Raw genomic sequence first — 17,089 nt, 5'->3', positions numbered from 1 at the left:
TGGCCGGCCCGGCTGGGCGCGTAGCTTTGCCGGAAACCCGTGTGCCCCGGCACTGGTTATAAGGGCCCTCTATATCTTCAATTCTAACTCCTGACGCTGTGCCCCGACCCAAACCCGTGGTGTTTGGCCTCTATGGCTGGACTCCCGAATACGGCTACTCCTACATTCACCCCGCCAACCGCCGCTCCTTCGAGTGGCTGGAGCCGCTGGGCAAAGTGTTCGAGAAAATCGACGAAACCGACGCCTGGATCATCATCCGCTACGATGAGCAGCAGTTCTACGTCAGCGCCGAGCTGTTCAAAGAACTTTACCGCAAACCGCCGTTCAGCTTCGGCGACCAGGTGAAAACCAGCGCCCCACCCGCCCACCAGGGCCTCATTTCCGACGTTTATTTTGACGAGCGCGCCGACGCGTTTCAGTTTCAGGTAGTCGAGAAAAAGCGCAAAATCCAACGCGTGTTTGAGGCAGCGGAACTGATGGGGGAGTAGCGGTGAGTTCAAGACCTGTCATGTTGAGCGAAGGCAGAGCCGAAGTCGAAGCATCTCTACCGCAATGCTAATTCTGTCGTTGAGTTTGCAGCACAACGAAGCGGTAGAGATGCTTCGACTACGCTCTGCTGCGCTCAGCATGACGTTCTTTTTACTGGCAACTTACACGCCTACTGCAATGCCGATTACTACGGCTACCGCGCCCAGGGCCAGCAGCAGCAAGTAGAGGGGGAAGGCGAACTTCCACCACTCATCGAACCGCACCCCGCAGGCCGCTACGATGGCTACCAGCGCGCCGTTGGTGGGTGTTATCAGCTCGCAGAGGCCGGCGCCGTACTGGTAGGCCAGCACCGTAACCTGGCGCGAGAGGCCGATCAGGTCGGAGAGGGGCACGAGCAGCGGCATCGTTAACACGGCCTGGCCGCTGACGGAGGGTACCGGCAAGTGCAGGGCGGTGTGGACGCCCATCATGCCCAAGGCCGCCACCCAGGCGGGCAGCCCGGCCAGCGGCGCCGAGAGGCCGTTGACGATGGTATCGACTATCTGGCCCTGCTCCAGCACTACGAAAATGGCGCGGGCAAACCCAATCAGCAACGCCGAAAAGGCAATGTCGCGGAAGCCGGCAATGAAGCCCTCGGCGGTGCCGGTGAGGCCTAAGCCGCCCACGAGGCCGGCCACTACGCCCATCGTGAAGAAAAGGGCAGCCATCTGCTCGAAATCCCACCCCAGCTTGAGTACCCCGTAGGCGAAAAACGCGAAGCCACTCAGCAATAGCGCCAGCACCAGGCCGTGGTTGCGGCCTATTACCAGCGTACCATTTGGGTCGGCCTGCTCGCTGGTTTCGGGCGTTATGCGGTGGCGCTGGGCGAAGCGCACCGTGCCACCAATCCAGATAGTGAGAGCCAGTAGCAGGAACACCAGCCGGAAGCCGCCGCCCGACAGCAGCGGCAGTTGCGCCAGCTTCTGGGCAATACCCACCTGAAACGGGTTGAGCGGACTAAACGCCGCGCCCACGGCCGCCGAGCCGATGCTCACGGCGGCGGCCGTTACCACCGGGTAGCCGATGCGGCGCATCAGAATCAGCAGCACCGGCACCAGCGGCACGATTTCCTCCTGCATGTTCTCCAGCGCGCCCATGGTGGCAAACAGCACCGAAATAATAGGAATCACTACTGCCTCGCGCCCCCGGAATTTCTCCAGCAGCCAGTCCACGCCCCGGCGCAACGCGCCCGTCAGGTCGACCACGGTGAAGGCCCCGCCGGCCAGGAACACCAGGAAAATCACGGCCGCCGCATCTACCAGTCCTTTCGGAACCGCTACCAGCGCCTGTAGCGGGCTGACCGGCGTGGCCGGCACGCGGTGATAGGAGCCGGGTACCACCACGTCGCGGCCGGTGGCGGCATCGGGGATGCGCTCGAACACGCCGGCCGGTAGCACGTAGCTCAGCGCGCAGGCCAGCAGAATAAAGCCCACCAACAATACCAGCGGGTGCGGAAAGCGAATCGTTTTCATGCCGCGAAGGTAGGGGGTGTTGGAACGAACCGTTGTGACGTGACAAGGTCCTTCGCTCCGCTCAGGATGACAGACAGGTTCACTTCCTCAGTTCTCCCCATCACCTCATCACCCCGTACCTTTGCCCCGCCATGAAATACGCCGAGTTTAAAGCGCTGAACATGTTTCGCCAGCAGGAATACCTGACTGGGCACGGCCGGCTGCTGGCCGAGCGGCGCGAAGACAGCTTCCGGCTGCAACTGTTTGCGGTGGCCGATTTCTACGCCGAGCAGTGGTGCGAGTACGATAACGAGCACTTGCTCTTCATCCACCTCTTTCGCCACCCGGCCGGCCTGCGCGACTACCTGCCCGCCATCCGGCTACCCCGCGACTGGTAGCAGCCGGGGATGGGGTTTGCTTTCCGCGCATTTTAACCGAACTTCACGGCTTCCCACTCCATGCAATTCGGTATGAAAAAATTACTACTGGGGCTGCTGCTGCTCAGCTCCCACGCCCTGCTGGCTCAGGACGCCGCCACCTATCAAACGCCCCCCAAGGCCTTGGCCGACCTCGTGACCGTAGCGCCCACGCCGGGCGTGAGCGTGGACTCGAAAGGCCAGTACATGGTGATTCTGGAGCGGGCTGCCAACCCCACCATTGCCGAACTCTCGCAGCCCGAGCTGCGGCTGGCGGGCGTGCGGCTTAATCCCGCCACTACCGGCCCCAGCCGGGCCCAGTACCTGACCGGCCTTAAGCTGAAAAAGCTGCCTAATGGCACCGAAACGGCCGTAACTGGTCTGCCCGCCGAGGCGCAACTCAGCTATGTGCAATGGTCGCCCGATGAAACCAAAATCGCCTTCACTAATACCACCGACAGCGGCATTGAGCTGTACGTGGCCGACGTAGCGACGGGCGCGGCCCGGCGCGTGGGCAGCGTGGCCCTGAATGCCGTGCTGGGCACGCCCTATAACTGGCTGCCCGATGGCCAGGGATTCATCGTGCGCGCCATTCCGGCTGGCCGCGGGGCCGCCCCGGCCCCCGGCCGGGTACCCACCGGCCCCACGGTGCAGCAGAACCTCGGCCGCTCGGGCCAGGCGCCCACCTACCAGGATTTGCTCAAGAACCCGTCTGATGAAGCCCAGTTCAACTACTACGCTACGGCCCAGGTGATGCGGCTGGGTCTCGACGGTCAGACCAAAGCCATCGGACAGCCGGGTATCATTACCGGAGCGCAGGCTTCGCCCGATGGGCGCTTTGTGCTGACGGAAACAGTGCACGCGCCATTTTCCTACCTCGTGCCGGTGTACCGATTCCCGCTGCGTACCGACGTGTTCGGCATCGATGGCACTCTGGTGAAAACGCTCTCCGACACGCCCGCTCAGGAAAACGTGCCCTACAGCCCCGACGGTGCCCCCACCGGCCCCCGCGACTACAACTGGCGCACCGATGTGCCGGCCACCGTGTACTACACCGAGGCGCAGGATAAGGGCGACCCCAAGCAGAAAGCTGACATCCGCGACAAGGTTTTTGCCCTCGATGCGCCATTTACCGGCTCGCCCAAGGAAATCTACGCGGCCCAGTACCGTTTCGGCGGCTTCGAGTGGGGCAATGAGAACGTAGCCCTGGCCTCCGAACGGTGGTGGCAGTCGCGCAAGAGCCTGACCAAAGTAGTGAACCCGCGCACCGGCCAGACCCGCGTGCTGTTCGACCGCTCGTACGAGGACCGCTACTCCGACCCCGGCCAGCCCGACACCCGCCGCAACCAGTACGGCCGCGACGTGCTCAACCTGCTGCCCAACGGTGAACTGCTGATGCTGAATGGTACGGGGGCCTCCAGCACCGGCGACCGGCCCTTTGTGAGCGTGCTCAACCTGAACACCGGCCAGAGCAAGGAGCTGTGGCGCTCCCAGGCCCCACGTTTCGAACGGCCCGTGGCCGTGCTCGACGCCAAAAAGCGCGTGCTGCTCACCACCCAGGAGCAGCCCGATGAAAACCCGAACTACTACATCCGCAACTTGGCCAAGCGCAGCGCGCCCCAGCGCGTGACCAACTTTCCGCACCCGTACCCGCAGCTCAAAGGCATCCAGAAAGAGCAAATCCGCTACAAACGCGCCGATGGCGTGGAGCTGACGGCTATGCTGTATCTGCCGGCGGGCTACAAGAAATCCGACGGCCCGCTGCCCACCTTCTTGTGGGCCTACCCGGCCGAGTTCAAGAGTGCCGCCGCCGCCGGCCAGGTCAACGGCTCACCCTACCAGTTCAACCGCATCAGCTACTGGGGCGCGGCCGCTTTTGCCACGATGGGCTACGCCGTGCTCGATAATGCCAGCATCCCGATTGTGGGCGAGGGCAGCAAGGAGCCCAACGACAGCTACGTGCAGCAGCTCGTGTCGAGTGCCCAAGCTGCCATTGAGGAGGGCGTACGCCGCGGCGTGGTTGATGCCAACCGCGTAGGCGTGGGCGGCCACTCCTACGGCGCCTTCATGACGGCCAACCTGCTCTCGTACAGCAAGTTGTTCCGGGCTGGCATTGCCCGCAGCGGCGCCTACAACCGCACGCTTACGCCTTTCGGCTTCCAGAACGAGCAGCGCACCTACTGGCAGGCCCCGGAGGTGTACAGCACCATGTCGCCCTTCCAGAATGCCGACAAGATGAAGACCCCGTTGCTGCTCATTCACGGCGAGGCCGACAACAACACTGGCACCTTCCCCATGCAGTCGGAGCGGTACTACACGGCCCTCAAAAGCTTCGGCGCCAGCACCCGCTTGGTGCTGCTGCCCTACGAAAGCCACGGCTACACGGCCAAGGAGTCGCTGCTGCACATGCTCTGGGAGATGAACAGCTGGCTCGACAAGTTCGTGAAAAACGCCCCCGCCGCCGGCACCGAAAAGTCGGTCGGCCAGGTAGGTGCCGAATCGAAATAGCGCCGCGCAACCCGTACCAAAACGGCCTCGTCCACAGTGTGGGCGAGGCCGTTTTGCGTTGAAGTAGCTTGAGGCTGAAATCCGCCGTTATTTCTGTCCTCCGAACTGCTGGCCGAAATAGTCGCCGGGGTTCCAGCGGGGGCGCTCGGGGTTCCGGGCCACCAGATAGCCGACCAGGAAGTTGAGTTGGAGGTAGATGCGGCCGGCCTCGAAATCGAAGGTGCCGCTCATGTCGTCCTGGGGCTTGTGGTAGGTGAGGGCGCGCCACTGCTTTACCTGCTCGCTGAGGTTGTTGCGGCCGTCGGGTGTGCGGTTGCCATACTTGAGGTGCAGCGCCGGAATGCCCTGGGCCACGAAGCTGTACTGGTCGGAGCGGATGAAGCGGTTCTGCTCTGGCTCGGGGTCATCTTCGATAGTCAGCTGGAGGTAGGCCGCCGCCTGAGCCACCGGCCCGGCCAGCGTGGAGTGCTGGGCCCCCAGCGGCACCACCGACAGCAGCGGTGCAATCAGGGTGGGCATATCGGTATTCACGTTGGCCACGAGGCTGGCGGCGGGCACGGTGGGCCGGGCCGCGAAGTAGGCCGAGCCCAGCAGGCCCAGCTCCTCGCCGGTTTGCAGCACGAACAGGATGCTGCGAGCGGGCTTCTGCTTGAGGCGCGAGTAAACGCCGGCAATTTCGAGCACCGAAGCTACGCCCGTCGCGTTGTCGTGGGCGCCGTTGTAAATAGAGTCGCCGCGTACCGGCGCACCCACGCCCAAGTGGTCGAGGTGGGCCGAGTGCACCACGTACTCATCGCGCAGCTGGGGGGCGGAGCCCGTGATTTTGCCCACTACATTATAGGAGTCGAAATCCTGGTAAGCTGATTCCCAGCGGGCCGAAAGCGTACCGGGCAGCGCCAGCGGCGCGGGCTGACTGGCACGCAAGCGCGGCATGATTTGGGCCGTATCGGAGGCGGCGGCGCGCAGCAGGCTTTGCAGGCCGGCCGCCGAAAGTGTGCCGGTGAGGGCCACCCCGGCGGGTCCGCTCACGAAGCCCCGGGCGGCGGCTACTTTTCCATCGGCCCCCAGTACGCTGGTGCTCGAAGCCAGCCGTGCCGGACCGCCCGGCGCGGCCCGCAACGTGGCGAACAGCACGCCCACCGCCCCGTGGGCCGCGGCCGTACGCACGATTTGGGTCTGGTCCTGGCTGGCGGCGGCCACGGTGCTTGGGAAGGCGGGCGGAGCCCCGCGCAATACGACCACTACTTTGCCGCGGGCGTCAAGGCCCTGGTAATCGTCGTAGTTCTGCTGGGGAGCCGAGATACCATAGCCCGCAAATACGAGGCCGGTGGCCGGCAGTTGGGCGGTAGGCTGCTCGGGGTGGGGCAGCAGGCTGATGGCATCGAGCGGCAACCCGGCCGCACCGGTGCCCGACTGGTAGCTAGCGCTGGCCCCCGGCCGCACGGTGGCCCGGCGCAGGCGTACGCGCTGCGTAAAGCCGCCGTTTTCGCCGGCCGGCTCCACGCCTCGTTCTTTCAGTTGGGCCACCACATAATCGACGGCCAGCTGGTAGCCGGGCGTGCCGGGCTTGCGACCCAGCAGCCGGTCGTCGGCCAGGTAGGCTACATGGGCCCGCATGGCCTCGGGCCGCACCTGAGCCAGGGCCCGGCGCACCGGCTTGGGCAGGTTGAGCGCGGCGGGGGAAGTTGTTTGGGCGGCGGCCCCAAAAGCGGGCAGCAGCAGAACGGGCAGCAGGGTTGGGAACTTCATCGGGCTAACATACGCCGAAAAGTTCTTGCTGAACCCGCAAAGGCCAGTTTATACCTACCCCCGCACCATATGAATATGCGGAATGTCGTCTTCCAGATATCCTTCGCCCACCTGCCGGAAGCCGAAGCTCTCGTAGAACTCTTGCAGGTACAGCTGGGCCCCAATCTGGATGGGCTGGCGGCCGAACTGGCGCTCTACGCCGGCCAGCGCCTCGCTCATCAACTCGCGGCCCAGGCCGGTACGGCGGTGGCGGGGGCTGCTCACCACCCGCCCGATGCTGGCCTCGGGGAAGGCTATGCCGGGCCCGAACAGCCGGGCGTAGGCGGCCAGCTCGCGGCCACCTGGGGCGTGGCCCAGCAGGTGCCAGGCAGTCTGGTCGAGCCCGTCGATGTCCTGAAACGGGCAGGTTTGTTCCACCACGAATACTTCGGAGCGTAGCTGCAGCAGCGCGTACAGCTCAGTGGTGGTCAGGTCGGCGAAGGGCTTGAGGGTCCAGGTAAGGGGCATGGGGCAAAGGTAGGACGACGGCCCGGCAAGCCAAGCGCCGCAAACCGCGCTGTTCGGGTGGCCTCAAATAATAATTCCATAGTTTTTATCAGATATTGTCACTGGTTTGGTGAGGTAGGTGCCTGGCAGGAGGCGGGTAAGCTTAGCAAAATTGAGTATATGAGGCTTTGGGGCCGTTTGGTACTGGGATGCATGCTGGGACTGTTAGCCCTGGGAGGAGCCCGCGCTCAGCCTCCGCGGCCCCCACGCTCATCCGTCGATAGCCTGCAGGCGCTGCTGGCACAGGCCCGCACCGATAGCAGCCGCGTAGATCTGCTCTACATGCTCAGCGACCAGCTCTGGGCCTCCGATACCGAGGCCGCCGCCGTGTATGCCCGCCGCTCGTTGGCCTTGGCCCGGCGCACGGGCAACCGTCGGGGCGAGGGCGCGGCCCTCAACCGGCTTGGTGCGGCCCTGCGCGAAAGCAACCTGAGCCAGGCGCTCCAGCTGTTTCAGGAATCGTTGCGCATCGGCGAAGAAATCAATGACTTAGGCTTGCAGGCCCAGAATCTGCGCAGCATTGGCATTATCTACGTGTATCTGCGCGAAAAGCAGCTGGGGCTGTCCTACTACTTCCGGGCGCTGCGCCTCGACCGGCTCAGCTCCGACCAGCGGCGCGAGGTGGTGGAGCTCAGCAACATTGGGCTGGCCTATGACCTATATGGCCAGGTAGATTCGGCCGCCCACTACCAAAACCAGGCCTACGCCCTGGCTCAGCAGCAGGGCTCGCCTACCAACTATATTTTTTACGGCCTGGGCAATGTGGCCCGGCAGCGCGGCCAGGTGGCGCAGGCGCGTGCCTACTACCGCCGCAGCCTGGCCGAGTCGCGGCGGCGGGGGCATTTGCGCAGCCTCAATTTCTCGTATCTGGGGTTGGCGGCCCTGCACCAACAGCTCGGCCAGCCCGATTCCGCCATTTACTACGCCCGGCTGGGCACGCAGGCAGCCCGGCAAAACGGCTTTCTGCGGGGCGTACTCAACGGCAGTATTATCCTGACGCACGAGTTTGCGCAGCGGAAGCAGGCCGATAGTGCCTTCCGGTACCAAACGCTGCTGGGGGCCATGAAGGACACTTTGTTTGGGCAGGAGAAGGTGATGCGCCTGCAAAACGTGAATTACCAGGAGCGGCTGCGGGCCCAGCAGGCCACCGCGGCCCAGCGGGTGCTCAAAACCCGCTATCAAACCTACGTGCTGCTGGCCGGGGTGGGTGGGCTGCTGCTGGTGCTGGTCCTGCTCGTGCGCCACGACCGGCAGCAGCAGCGCACCAACGCCGCCCTGCAAGCCTCGCTGGCCGAGCTCCGGGAAGCTCAGCTGATGCTGGTGCAGCGCGAAAAAATGGCGTTTTTGGGCGAAATGACGGCCGGCGTGGCCCACGAGTTGCAGAATCCGCTCGGCTTTGTGAAGCAGTTTGCGGCCGTGAGTGCCAACCTGATCGACGAAATCAGCGGGGCCCAGCGGCTGGCCCGCGACGAGTACCTGGAACGTGACCTTTTTGAGGGCTTGAAGGAGAACCTCCGCGAAATCAGCCAGCATGGGCAGCGGGCCACGGTCATCATCCGGGGTATGCTCGACCACGCCCGCACCGGCCAGACTCCGCGCGAACCGGCCGACCTCAGCGAGCTGGCCCGTCAGAACCTGGCGCTGGCCTACGAGGGCGTCCGCCACCAGTTCCCCAACTTCGAGGCCACCCTTGTTACTGAGGCCCTCAACCCGCACCTGCCGCCACTGCCCGTAGTAGCCACCGACCTGGGGCGGGTGTTGCTCAACCTCTGCACCAACGCCCTGTACGCCGTGCGCCAGCGCCAGTTAACGGCTACGGTCAACTATGCACCCACCGTGGAAATCGGGAGCCGGGCGCTGCCTGGTGGCGGCGCCGAGCTGTGGGTGCGCGACAATGGCGTGGGCATGGCGCACGAGGTGCAGGCCCGCATCTTCGAGCCCTTTTTCACCACCAAACCTACCGGCGAGGGCACCGGTCTGGGCCTCTCCCTCTCGCACGACATCATTGTGAGTGGCCACGGTGGCACACTGCGGGTCGAGTCGGCGGTGGGGGAGGGTAGCCGGTTTGTGGTGGAGTTGCCGGCCGGAGCTGCCAGCTGAAGGCAGTTGGGCTGAAGAACGGCAGTTATTGTACGGCCCACTCAACTGCTAAATCCCGCACGCCCTCGTAGCTGTCGAACGGTATTTCCTCCCGGATGTCAGCGGGCAGTAAGCCGCGCTTCAGTAGCAGTTCCACCACGTCGGCCCGGTGCAGTCCACAGTTCATGCGCTGGTAAAGCGCCTGTAAAGGCTCCCGGCATTTGCTGGTGCGGTTCTTCCGGTAGATGGCGCACAGGCTGCTAGCCAGGCATTCAATAATATGCGCGTCGGTGGTCTGCTCCACAAGCTGGCGCAGGAGTTGGTCGTCGCCGGCTTGGTAATTGTTGATGAGCAGGCGGGTAAAGCGCCACGCAACTGACGGGTTGGCCAGTTTGGTCAAGGCGAATTCACGGATGGCGGGAGCCTCAAGAAAGCTAAGTGCCTGCACCGCATCATCCAGCACTGGGGAATAACGGGATGTCGGTGCAGACTCGGCCATCTGCAACAACTGCTCATGCCCCAGTGGATACTTCACCGATCCGAAAATGTCCAGGTATTTGGCCTTCCGCTTGGGGTTATTTTCCTGCTCGAAATCGGCCGCCAGTTGGCGGACTTGATGGGCAGTTAATTTCTTGATGGTATAAGATGAAAGGTAACAGGACTCAGGTGCTTCGATGAACTGCTGGATAAATTTCAGCGCCGAAATCTTGGGCTTTGAATTTAGTTTGCGTATTGATTGCCAGTCTACTTGTACTGCTTTAAGGTATCGGGCTATATGTTCATTAGTCATGGCGGCTTCTTCCAATGCGGCCCTGATATTTATGTCTGGACTAATTTTCTGCGCCAACTCAATCAAGTAATCACTTTCCCATTCCTCTGAATCAGCGGCCAACTCATAACCCCGCACCCCTGCCACGTGCAACAAGGCATCAAGCCCATCTAAGCGCACGAATTCCCATTCGCCATCGTAAGCATAGTCAGCAGACTTGCCCAGTTTGTACCGTTGATAAAAAGCAGCGCGTGCCACCGCATTGCCTTCTGCAGCCAACTGTCCGGCTATATCAAAAAGCTGCGTTAAGTCCCAGGACGCTTCACGTGTAGAAACCAGGGCAGTCAGGATTTGGCTTATCGTTTTCTCACGCCTACTGCGAGGCTCAAGCAGTTGAACCAACTCCAGTACATAAGCCCCCCGGCTTTGCTCGCACTGCGGGTCGTAAGCATAGTTGGTGCAAGCTGCTTTCAGAATATCGGCGGAGAAATTAACCTCCGGGTGCGCCCGCATCAGCAGATGCGCCCGGCCGGTGCCGCGGCGGATGGCGTCGCGAAATAGACGCTTGATGCGGGTAGTCTCAGTCATTGGGGCAAGAGAAGTTGCACTGGCGAAAGTAAGTCAATCATTTTGGCATGGCTTAGCCGGCAACTGACAACGAGCAACTCAACGACGCTTCATCCGTCTCATCCGACACTTCGGTAACGGCGAGTTTCAATGGCCCTGGCGGCGGCGCACATTTGGGCATCACTTCCCTGCCCCGCCATGAAACGCCTCTTGCTGCTTCCGTTGCTGCTGCTGACTTTCGCCAGCTTCGCCCAAACCACCCTGCGCGGTACCGTGCGCGACGCCGGTGGCCAGGCGCTACCGGGGGTAAACGTATTCGTGCGGGGCACCTTCGATGGGGCCAGTACCGACTCGCTGGGCCGGTTTCGGTTTGAAACCACGGCCCCGGCGGGCGCCTACGTGGTGCAGGCCAGCTTGCTGGGCTTCATTATGGCCGAAAAACCGCTGACATTGCCTGCCCCGCCTGCGCCGTTGAGCTTCGTGCTGAAAGGCGAGCCGCACGCGCTGGGTTCGGTAGTGATTACGGCCGGGGCCTTCGAGGCCAGCGACGAGCACCGCAGTGCCGCCCTCACCACCCGCGACATTCAGACGACGGCCGGGGCACTGGCCGATGTGGCGGCGGCTTTCAATACGCTGCCCGGCACCACGCGGGTGGGGGAGGACGGCCTGCTGTTTGTGCGCGGCGGGGCGGCTTCGGAAACCAAAGTGTACCTCGATGGCATGCTGGTGCAGAACCCGTTCAACCCCACCGTGGCGGCGGTGCCGGCCCGGGGTCGGTTTTCGCCGTCGCTTTTTAAGGGCACGGTGTTCAGTACCGGCGGCTACTCGGCGCTGTATGGGCAGGCGCTATCGGGGGTGCTGCTGCTGAACTCGACTGACCTCGCGCCCGAAACCCAGACCGGGCTGTCGGCTACCTCGGTGTTTTTGGGCGCCTCGCGCACGAAACGCTGGGCGCGGACTTCGCTGGCCGTCAGCGCCGACTACACCAACCTGGCATCCTACACCAAGCTGCTGCCCCAGAACGTGCGCTGGGACCAAGCCCCGCGCGGGGTAGCCTCGTCTGTGAGCCTGCAGCACCGCACCGGCCAGGCGGGCATGCTGAAAGTGTACGGCACCTGGACGGGCCAGCAGCTGCAAATCGGGCAGCCCAGCCCCGAGCCGGCCGGGATGCAAACTGTGGGGCTGCGTGGGGCCAACGCCTACCTCAACACCACTTTCCGCGGCCCGTTGCGCCGGGGCTGGAGCCTGCAAAGCGGCGTGGCCCTGAGCCGCGACGACCAGCGCCTGCGCCCCGACTCGGTGCGGCTGCGGACGCTGGAGCAGGCGCTGCTGGGCCGGGTGGTGCTCATCAACGATTCGGTGCATACCCGCTTCAACCTGAAAATAGGGGCCGAAGGGCTGGTGCAGCAGGTAAGCCAGACGGTGCAGCCCAACGCCGCCAGTCCGCTCAGGTTCCGGCCGGAATTTGGCGAGCAGCGCCTGGCGGGCTTCGTGGAAAGTGACTTTCAGCTGAGCGACCGGCTGGCGGGCCGGGTGGGTGGGCGCAGCGAGTATTCGGCGCTGCTGGGCGGCTGGAATGCCGCGCCCCGGCTGGCCCTGGCCTACCAGACCACTGCGAATAGCTCGCTCTCGGCTGCTTACGGCCACTTCTACCAAACGCCCGACAACAGCCTGCTGCTGGCGGCCGCGCCCCGGCTGCGCTTCGAGCGGGCCCGGCACGCGGTGCTTACCTACCAGTACACCCACAACGGCCGGTTGCTGCAGCTCGAAGGCTACCACAAAACCTACAGCCAGCTCACCCGCTTCGATGGCCAGCAACCCCGCAACCCCCAAGCCTTCGACAACGGCGGCTCCGGTTACGCCCGCGGCCTCGACCTGCTCTGGCGCGACCGGACGTCGGTGAAAAACCTCGAATACTACGTTAGCTACGGTTTTCTGGACACCAAGCGGCAGTTTCGGCAGGACCCGGTGCTGGCCGTGCCCACCTTCGCGGCCCGCCACAACGTGTCGGTGGTGACGAAGTACTGGGTGCCCGGGCTGCATACGCTGGTTGGGGCCACGTACAGCTATGGCAGCCCCCGCCGCTACCACGACCTCAACCAGCCCGAAGCCGGCTACAACCAGGGCCGCCTGCCCGCCTTCCAGGAGTTGAGCCTGAACGCCAGCTACCTCACCAAGCTATTCGGGCAGTTTACCGTCGTGCACCTAGCCCTCAACAACGTGCTGGCCCAGCCCAACGTGTTCGGCTACCGCTACGCCCAGCGCCCCGATGCCGCTACCGGCCAGCGCAACCGCGTGGCCATTACGCCCACCGCCCCGCGCATGGTGTTTCTGGGCGTGTTTGTCAGCATCAACAAGAAAAACCCCGCCAGCGTGAACGAGCGGCCGGAATAGCGCGGGCTATTCGCACGGTGTAGGGGCGGGGCTTGTCCCCGCCCGCCATTGAACAGGGCCGCTGAACAAGTGCGTCAGGGCCTGATTGGCTCGTTTTACCGGCGAGCGGGGGCAAGCCCCGCCTCTACACCCCTCCAATTTATTTCAACAGGCCCTCTGCCCCGACGCTTCATCCGGCTTATCTGACGCTTCGGTAACGGAAAGTTTCGGGGGCGGCGGCCGGGAGCCACCTTTGAATCATCAAACCGCCAGTGCCTTTCTCCTCAACCCCTTAACCAGTTTTCAGCCATGAAAAAGCCCCTGCTCACCCTCGCCCTCCTTGCCGCTTCCCTGGCCTCTTTCGCTCAGAAGCCCGCCACTGCTGCCACTGCGCCGGCTGCTACTGCTGCCACCGATGCCTACACCACCATGATGACGGCCGCCGTTGCGGAGCTGATGAGTACCGGCGACCCGGCCGTGCTACGGGCCAGCGCCGCCAAAATGGAACGCGCCGCCACCGTGAAGCCGCAGGATTGGCTGCCCCGCTACTACCAGGCTTACGCCCTGCTCATCCATACATTCCAGAGCAAGGAAGACGGCGACGCGAAAGACAAAACCCTCGACCAGGCCGAAGCGGCCCTGGCCCAGGCCCGCAAGCTGGCCGGAGCCGACGAGTCGGAGCTACTCGTGTTGCAGGCCTACATCCATCAGGCCCGGCTGAGCATTTCGCCCATGTTGCGCTCCATGAAATATTCGGGTATGGTGAACGAGGCAGTAGAAAAGGCCATTCAGCTCAACCCAACCAACCCCCGTGCCTACCTAGTCAAGGCAAATAATATCTACTACACGCCTGCCATGTTTGGGGGCGGGGCTGAAGTGGCCAAACCGATTTTCCTGCAGGCCAAAACGCACTACGCCACTTTCAAGCCCGCTTCCCGGCTGTCGCCGAGCTGGGGCGAGCGGCAGGTAGCCGGCCGGCTGAAAAACTACGAAACGGCCGCGGTCAAGTAAACCGGCGGCGGGCAGGGGTGGGGCGGTGCCTACCCGGTCGCGGCCCCACCGCTGCCCGCCGCACTGGTTTCGTTCGCTTTTAATACCTTCCAGTCCAAACGCCGCCCAGGCCCCGCCCGTGAAAGCCGACTCCATTTCCGCCTATGCTGCTTCGGCGGCCCCGCTACCAACTACGGCTGCCGAACGCAACGACCTCTCGCGGTATTATCCGCACCGGAATTTGTGGAAGGGCCTGGGGCTGATGACGCTGATTGCGTTTGGGCTGGCGCTGATGTTCAACGGGGGGAGGCACCCTGTCTGGAGCGAGCAGTTCCTGGTAACCTTTGCTTACAACTTCTTTTATACCACCGGGCTGTGGCTGGCCAATGGCTACCCTTCGGAGTGGCTCAACCGCCGCGTCGACTGGACGAAGCATCCTATCCGGCGGTTTCTGCTGACGATTGGCCTTTCGATGGTACTGTCGCTGCTGGTTATCGTAGTCGTTGCGGGCGGATTTCGGGTGTTTTATCACCTCAAGCCGCTTAGCTCGCTGAGCTGGAAGGCGTTCATCACGCCGCTGCTGATAACGGTGGTCGTGTCGCTGTTTATGCACAGCCGGGCGTTTCTGATGGGCTGGCGCGAAACGGCCATCCGGGCCGAGCGGCTGCAAACCGAAAACGCCCGCGCCCAGGCCGACTCATTGCGCCGCCAGCTCGATCCGCACTTCCTGTTCAACTCGCTCAACGCCCTCACCTCGCTCGTGGAGGACGAGCACGACCCGGCCCGCGCCTCCCGCTTCATCCGCCAGCTCAGCCAGGTGTACCGCTACGTGCTCGACCACCAGGACCAGGAATTGGTGCCGCTAACCGACGAGTTAGCTTTTGCCGAGAGCTACTTGTTTTTGCAGCGTACGCGGCTGGGCGAAGGCGTGCAGGTAGAAATGCGCCTGCCCCCGGCCGCCGAGCTACAGGAGCTGCTGGTGCCCCCACTCGCCCTGCAGCTGCTGCTAGAAAATGCCCTGAAGCACAACGCCACGTCGCGCCTCAACCCGCTACGCCTCGTCATCGAGTTCGATGCGAAAACCCGCCAGCTTGTGGTGCGCAACTCGCGCCTGCCCCGCCTGGTGGCCGAGGGCGAATCGACGGGCCTGGGCCTCCCCAACCTGCAGGCCCGCTACGCCTTCCTCACGCCCGAACCTGTGCTCATCACCGAATCGGAAACGGAGTTTGCCGTAACGCTGCCGGTGCTGGAACTGCGGTGAGGCTTGAACGGCTGTAGCGCGAAGCTTCCGCTTCGCGTATCGTTGCTGACTGTTGCGCCACTTATAACTGTTAACTATTCAACGACACACGAAGCGGAAGCTTCGCGCTACAGCCGTTCAGCCCGCCCGCGCAATTTTACCCTTTCAATCTTACTACTCCCTTGAATCCTCTCCGCGCCCTCATTATCGAAGACGAGCCGCTGGCCGCCACGCGCCTGGCCGGGCTGCTGCAAAAACAGCCAATGCCGGTAGAAGTGGTGGGCACGGCCGAGTCGGTGGCTGAAGCCGAGGCGCTGTTACGGGACCCCGGCACCGCGCCCGACGTGCTGCTGCTCGATATCCATTTGGCCGATGGCCTGAGCTTCGAGCTGTTCGAGCGGCTGGAAGTCCGCTGCCCGGTCATCTTCACCACCGCCTACGACAAATATGCGCTACGGGCTTTCAAGGTGAACAGCATCGACTACCTGCTCAAGCCCATAGCCCCGGAAGAGCTGACGGCGGCCCTGCAGAAGCTGGTGCAGCAGCGCGAAACCGCCGCCCCGGCCCCGTTCGATGCGGCGCTGCTGGCCCAGGTGCTGGCCCAGGCCCGGCAGCCGGCCCGCGAGTACAAGTCGCGCTTCGTGGTGCGGGTGGGCGAGCACCTCAAGGCCGTGCCGGTCGAGGACATTGCCTACTTCGCCAGCCTCGAAAAAGCCACCCTGCTCCACACCCACGAAGGCCGCCGTCTGGTAGTCGATTACACGCTGGAACAACTGGAGGTCTTGCTCGACCCGCGCGAGTTCTTTCGCCTCAACCGCGCCTACCTGGCCCGCGCCACCTCCATCCGCGACATCATCCACTACACCAACTCGCGCCTGCAAACCATCCTCCAGCCCGCCCCACCCGACAACGACACGGTGCTGGTCAGCCGCGAAAAGGTCAGCACCTTCAAGGAGTGGCTGGATCGGTAAAAGGGGTGGATGGCCGGCGTCAGGCTCCCTGGCTCTGTTATGCGGTTGGCCCGAAGCTCCGCTGCCAACTACCACGCCGCCTATGCCGTACCTTTAGGCTGTGAAAGCGCGTTCCTTATTTGCTGTGTTCCTGCTGCTGGCCGGGGCGCTGGGCGCCCGGCCTGCCCAAGCCGATAGCCCCCCCGATTCTACTTTTGTGCGCGAACGGCATCGGCGGCCAGTATTCCAGATCGACCAGCGATTTTCCATCATCAACGGGAAGGTTGCCGGCATCAACGGGCTGCGCGGCGGCATTGAGTGGCGCGGGCGCTGGCGGGCGGGCCTGGGTTTCTACCGCCTTTCGGGCGGGCTGCGCACGCGTCAGGCGCTGCCCGAGGGCCTGCCCCCCGGCACCCGCGACGAAATACGTTTCCGTTACGTGGCCGCCTACGGCGAGTATGTGTTCATTGGCAACCGGCGCTGGGAACTGAGCGCGCCGCTGCAAATTGGAGCGGGCTTCTACTACACGCGCTTCTTTCTGCCCGATGGCAACACTGAGCGCAGCTCGCGGCGGGTAATTTACTTGGTCGAGCCTTCGGTGGCCGCCCACTACCGCATTTTTCGCTGGGTAGGAATTGGGGCGGGCACCGGCTACCGACAGATTTTCGCCTCCGGCCAGCAGCCCAAAGACCAGATCAGCGGCTATATCTTCTTCGCCCGCGCCAAGCTGTTTCTGGGAGATTTATACAAAGTAGTTCGCGGCCACGAGCGGCTTCTCGATCGGGATTGGGAAGTAAGGGAAAACAGCAGAAGCGAAAGATGAGGCATGCGTCATGCGTAGCGCAGCCGAAGCATCCCTACTGCTTCTCTGCAACGTTCAATGAAGCGATAGAAAGAATTCAACTGCGCTCCGCTGCGCATGA

The 17,089-nt window shown here is 63.5% G+C and carries 13 protein-coding genes; 9 read left to right on the top strand and 4 right to left on the bottom strand.

Going from position 1 to position 17,089, the window contains the following annotated elements; all coding sequences use genetic code 11:
* Nucleotides 1-98 precede the first annotated feature (98 nt).
* Nucleotides 99-488 carry a DUF6960 family protein gene (locus HW556_RS09605; RefSeq protein ID WP_176899808.1) on the top strand — a complete coding sequence of 130 codons (390 nt, stop codon included), beginning with the start codon at nucleotides 99-101 and terminating at the stop codon, nucleotides 486-488.
* A 162-nt stretch (nucleotides 489-650) separates the two neighbouring features.
* On the opposite strand, the gene HW556_RS09600 is transcribed toward HW556_RS09605, so the two are convergent.
* Nucleotides 651-2,000 carry a YfcC family protein gene (locus HW556_RS09600; protein WP_176899807.1) on the bottom strand — a complete coding sequence of 450 codons (1,350 nt, stop codon included), beginning with the start codon at nucleotides 1,998-2,000 and terminating at the stop codon, nucleotides 651-653.
* A gap of 131 nt (nucleotides 2,001-2,131) precedes the next feature.
* Here HW556_RS09600 and HW556_RS09595 point away from each other — a divergent pair, with 131 nt between their 5' ends.
* The gene (locus HW556_RS09595; RefSeq protein WP_176899806.1) at nucleotides 2,132-2,377 is read left to right on the top strand and encodes a hypothetical protein; all 246 of its coding nucleotides are present in this window, start codon (nucleotides 2,132-2,134) and stop codon (nucleotides 2,375-2,377) included.
* A gap of 72 nt (nucleotides 2,378-2,449) precedes the next feature.
* A complete protein-coding gene (locus tag HW556_RS09590) occupies nucleotides 2,450-4,903 on the top strand; it encodes a S9 family peptidase (protein WP_176899805.1) in 2,454 nt (817 codons plus the stop codon).
* An 87-nt stretch (nucleotides 4,904-4,990) separates the two neighbouring features.
* On the opposite strand, the gene HW556_RS09585 is transcribed toward HW556_RS09590, so the two are convergent.
* Both HW556_RS09585 and HW556_RS09580 read right to left on the bottom strand, forming a co-directional pair.
* Entirely contained in the window at nucleotides 4,991-6,652 is a 1,662-nt protein-coding gene (locus tag HW556_RS09585; protein WP_176899804.1) for a M28 family peptidase, read from the bottom strand.
* 54 nt (nucleotides 6,653-6,706) lie between these two features.
* Nucleotides 6,707-7,159: a GNAT family N-acetyltransferase gene (locus HW556_RS09580; RefSeq protein WP_176899803.1), complete on the bottom strand. Its 453-nt coding sequence runs from the start codon at nucleotides 7,157-7,159 to the stop codon at nucleotides 6,707-6,709.
* A 192-nt stretch (nucleotides 7,160-7,351) separates the two neighbouring features.
* Here HW556_RS09580 and HW556_RS09575 point away from each other — a divergent pair, with 192 nt between their 5' ends.
* The gene (locus HW556_RS09575) at nucleotides 7,352-9,298 is read left to right on the top strand and encodes a tetratricopeptide repeat-containing sensor histidine kinase (protein WP_176899802.1); all 1,947 of its coding nucleotides are present in this window, start codon (nucleotides 7,352-7,354) and stop codon (nucleotides 9,296-9,298) included.
* 25 nt (nucleotides 9,299-9,323) lie between these two features.
* Here the strand turns inward: HW556_RS09575 and HW556_RS09570 are convergent, their stop codons facing one another.
* Nucleotides 9,324-10,634 carry a hypothetical protein gene (locus tag HW556_RS09570; RefSeq protein WP_176899801.1) on the bottom strand — a complete coding sequence of 437 codons (1,311 nt, stop codon included), beginning with the start codon at nucleotides 10,632-10,634 and terminating at the stop codon, nucleotides 9,324-9,326.
* A gap of 177 nt (nucleotides 10,635-10,811) precedes the next feature.
* On the opposite strand from HW556_RS09570, the gene HW556_RS09565 reads away from it, so the two are divergent.
* The 5 genes from HW556_RS09565 to HW556_RS09545 all read left to right on the top strand — a co-directional run bounded on the left by HW556_RS09565 (nucleotide 10,812) and on the right by HW556_RS09545 (nucleotide 16,989).
* The gene (locus tag HW556_RS09565) at nucleotides 10,812-13,007 is read left to right on the top strand and encodes a TonB-dependent receptor (RefSeq protein WP_176899800.1); all 2,196 of its coding nucleotides are present in this window, start codon (nucleotides 10,812-10,814) and stop codon (nucleotides 13,005-13,007) included.
* Between the two features lie 288 nt (nucleotides 13,008-13,295).
* A complete protein-coding gene (locus tag HW556_RS09560) occupies nucleotides 13,296-13,997 on the top strand; it encodes a hypothetical protein (RefSeq protein WP_176899799.1) in 702 nt (233 codons plus the stop codon).
* A 118-nt stretch (nucleotides 13,998-14,115) separates the two neighbouring features.
* Complete coding sequence (locus HW556_RS18920) at nucleotides 14,116-15,237, top strand: sensor histidine kinase (protein WP_176899798.1); 1,122 nt, start codon at nucleotides 14,116-14,118, stop codon at nucleotides 15,235-15,237.
* Nucleotides 15,238-15,398: 161 nt separating this feature from the next.
* The gene (locus tag HW556_RS09550; RefSeq protein ID WP_246289592.1) at nucleotides 15,399-16,187 is read left to right on the top strand and encodes a LytR/AlgR family response regulator transcription factor; all 789 of its coding nucleotides are present in this window, start codon (nucleotides 15,399-15,401) and stop codon (nucleotides 16,185-16,187) included.
* 100 nt (nucleotides 16,188-16,287) lie between these two features.
* Complete coding sequence (locus HW556_RS09545; protein WP_176899797.1) at nucleotides 16,288-16,989, top strand: hypothetical protein; 702 nt, start codon at nucleotides 16,288-16,290, stop codon at nucleotides 16,987-16,989.
* The last annotated feature ends 100 nt before the right edge of the window (nucleotides 16,990-17,089 follow it).

The organism is Hymenobacter terrestris, assembly GCF_013377905.1.
In the GTDB taxonomy this organism is placed as follows: domain Bacteria; phylum Bacteroidota; class Bacteroidia; order Cytophagales; family Hymenobacteraceae; genus Hymenobacter; species Hymenobacter terrestris.
This window is presented reverse-complemented; position numbering and strand designations above follow the sequence as displayed.

Bases quoted from the DNA above. Each gene is read 5' to 3' on its own strand.
- HW556_RS09600 (WP_176899807.1), bottom strand. From the start codon at position 2,000: ATGAAAACGATTCGCTTTCCGCACCCGCTGGTATTGTTGGTGGGCTTT.
- HW556_RS09595 (WP_176899806.1), top strand. From the start codon at position 2,132: ATGAAATACGCCGAGTTTAAAGCGCTGAACATGTTTCGCCAGCAGGAA.
- HW556_RS09590 (WP_176899805.1), top strand. From the start codon at position 2,450: ATGAAAAAATTACTACTGGGGCTGCTGCTGCTCAGCTCCCACGCCCTG.
- HW556_RS09585 (WP_176899804.1), bottom strand. From the start codon at position 6,652: ATGAAGTTCCCAACCCTGCTGCCCGTTCTGCTGCTGCCCGCTTTTGGG.
- HW556_RS09580 (WP_176899803.1), bottom strand. From the start codon at position 7,159: ATGCCCCTTACCTGGACCCTCAAGCCCTTCGCCGACCTGACCACCACT.
- HW556_RS09575 (WP_176899802.1), top strand. From the start codon at position 7,352: ATGCTGGGACTGTTAGCCCTGGGAGGAGCCCGCGCTCAGCCTCCGCGG.
- HW556_RS09570 (WP_176899801.1), bottom strand. From the start codon at position 10,634: ATGACTGAGACTACCCGCATCAAGCGTCTATTTCGCGACGCCATCCGC.
- HW556_RS09565 (WP_176899800.1), top strand. From the start codon at position 10,812: ATGAAACGCCTCTTGCTGCTTCCGTTGCTGCTGCTGACTTTCGCCAGC.
- HW556_RS09560 (WP_176899799.1), top strand. From the start codon at position 13,296: ATGAAAAAGCCCCTGCTCACCCTCGCCCTCCTTGCCGCTTCCCTGGCC.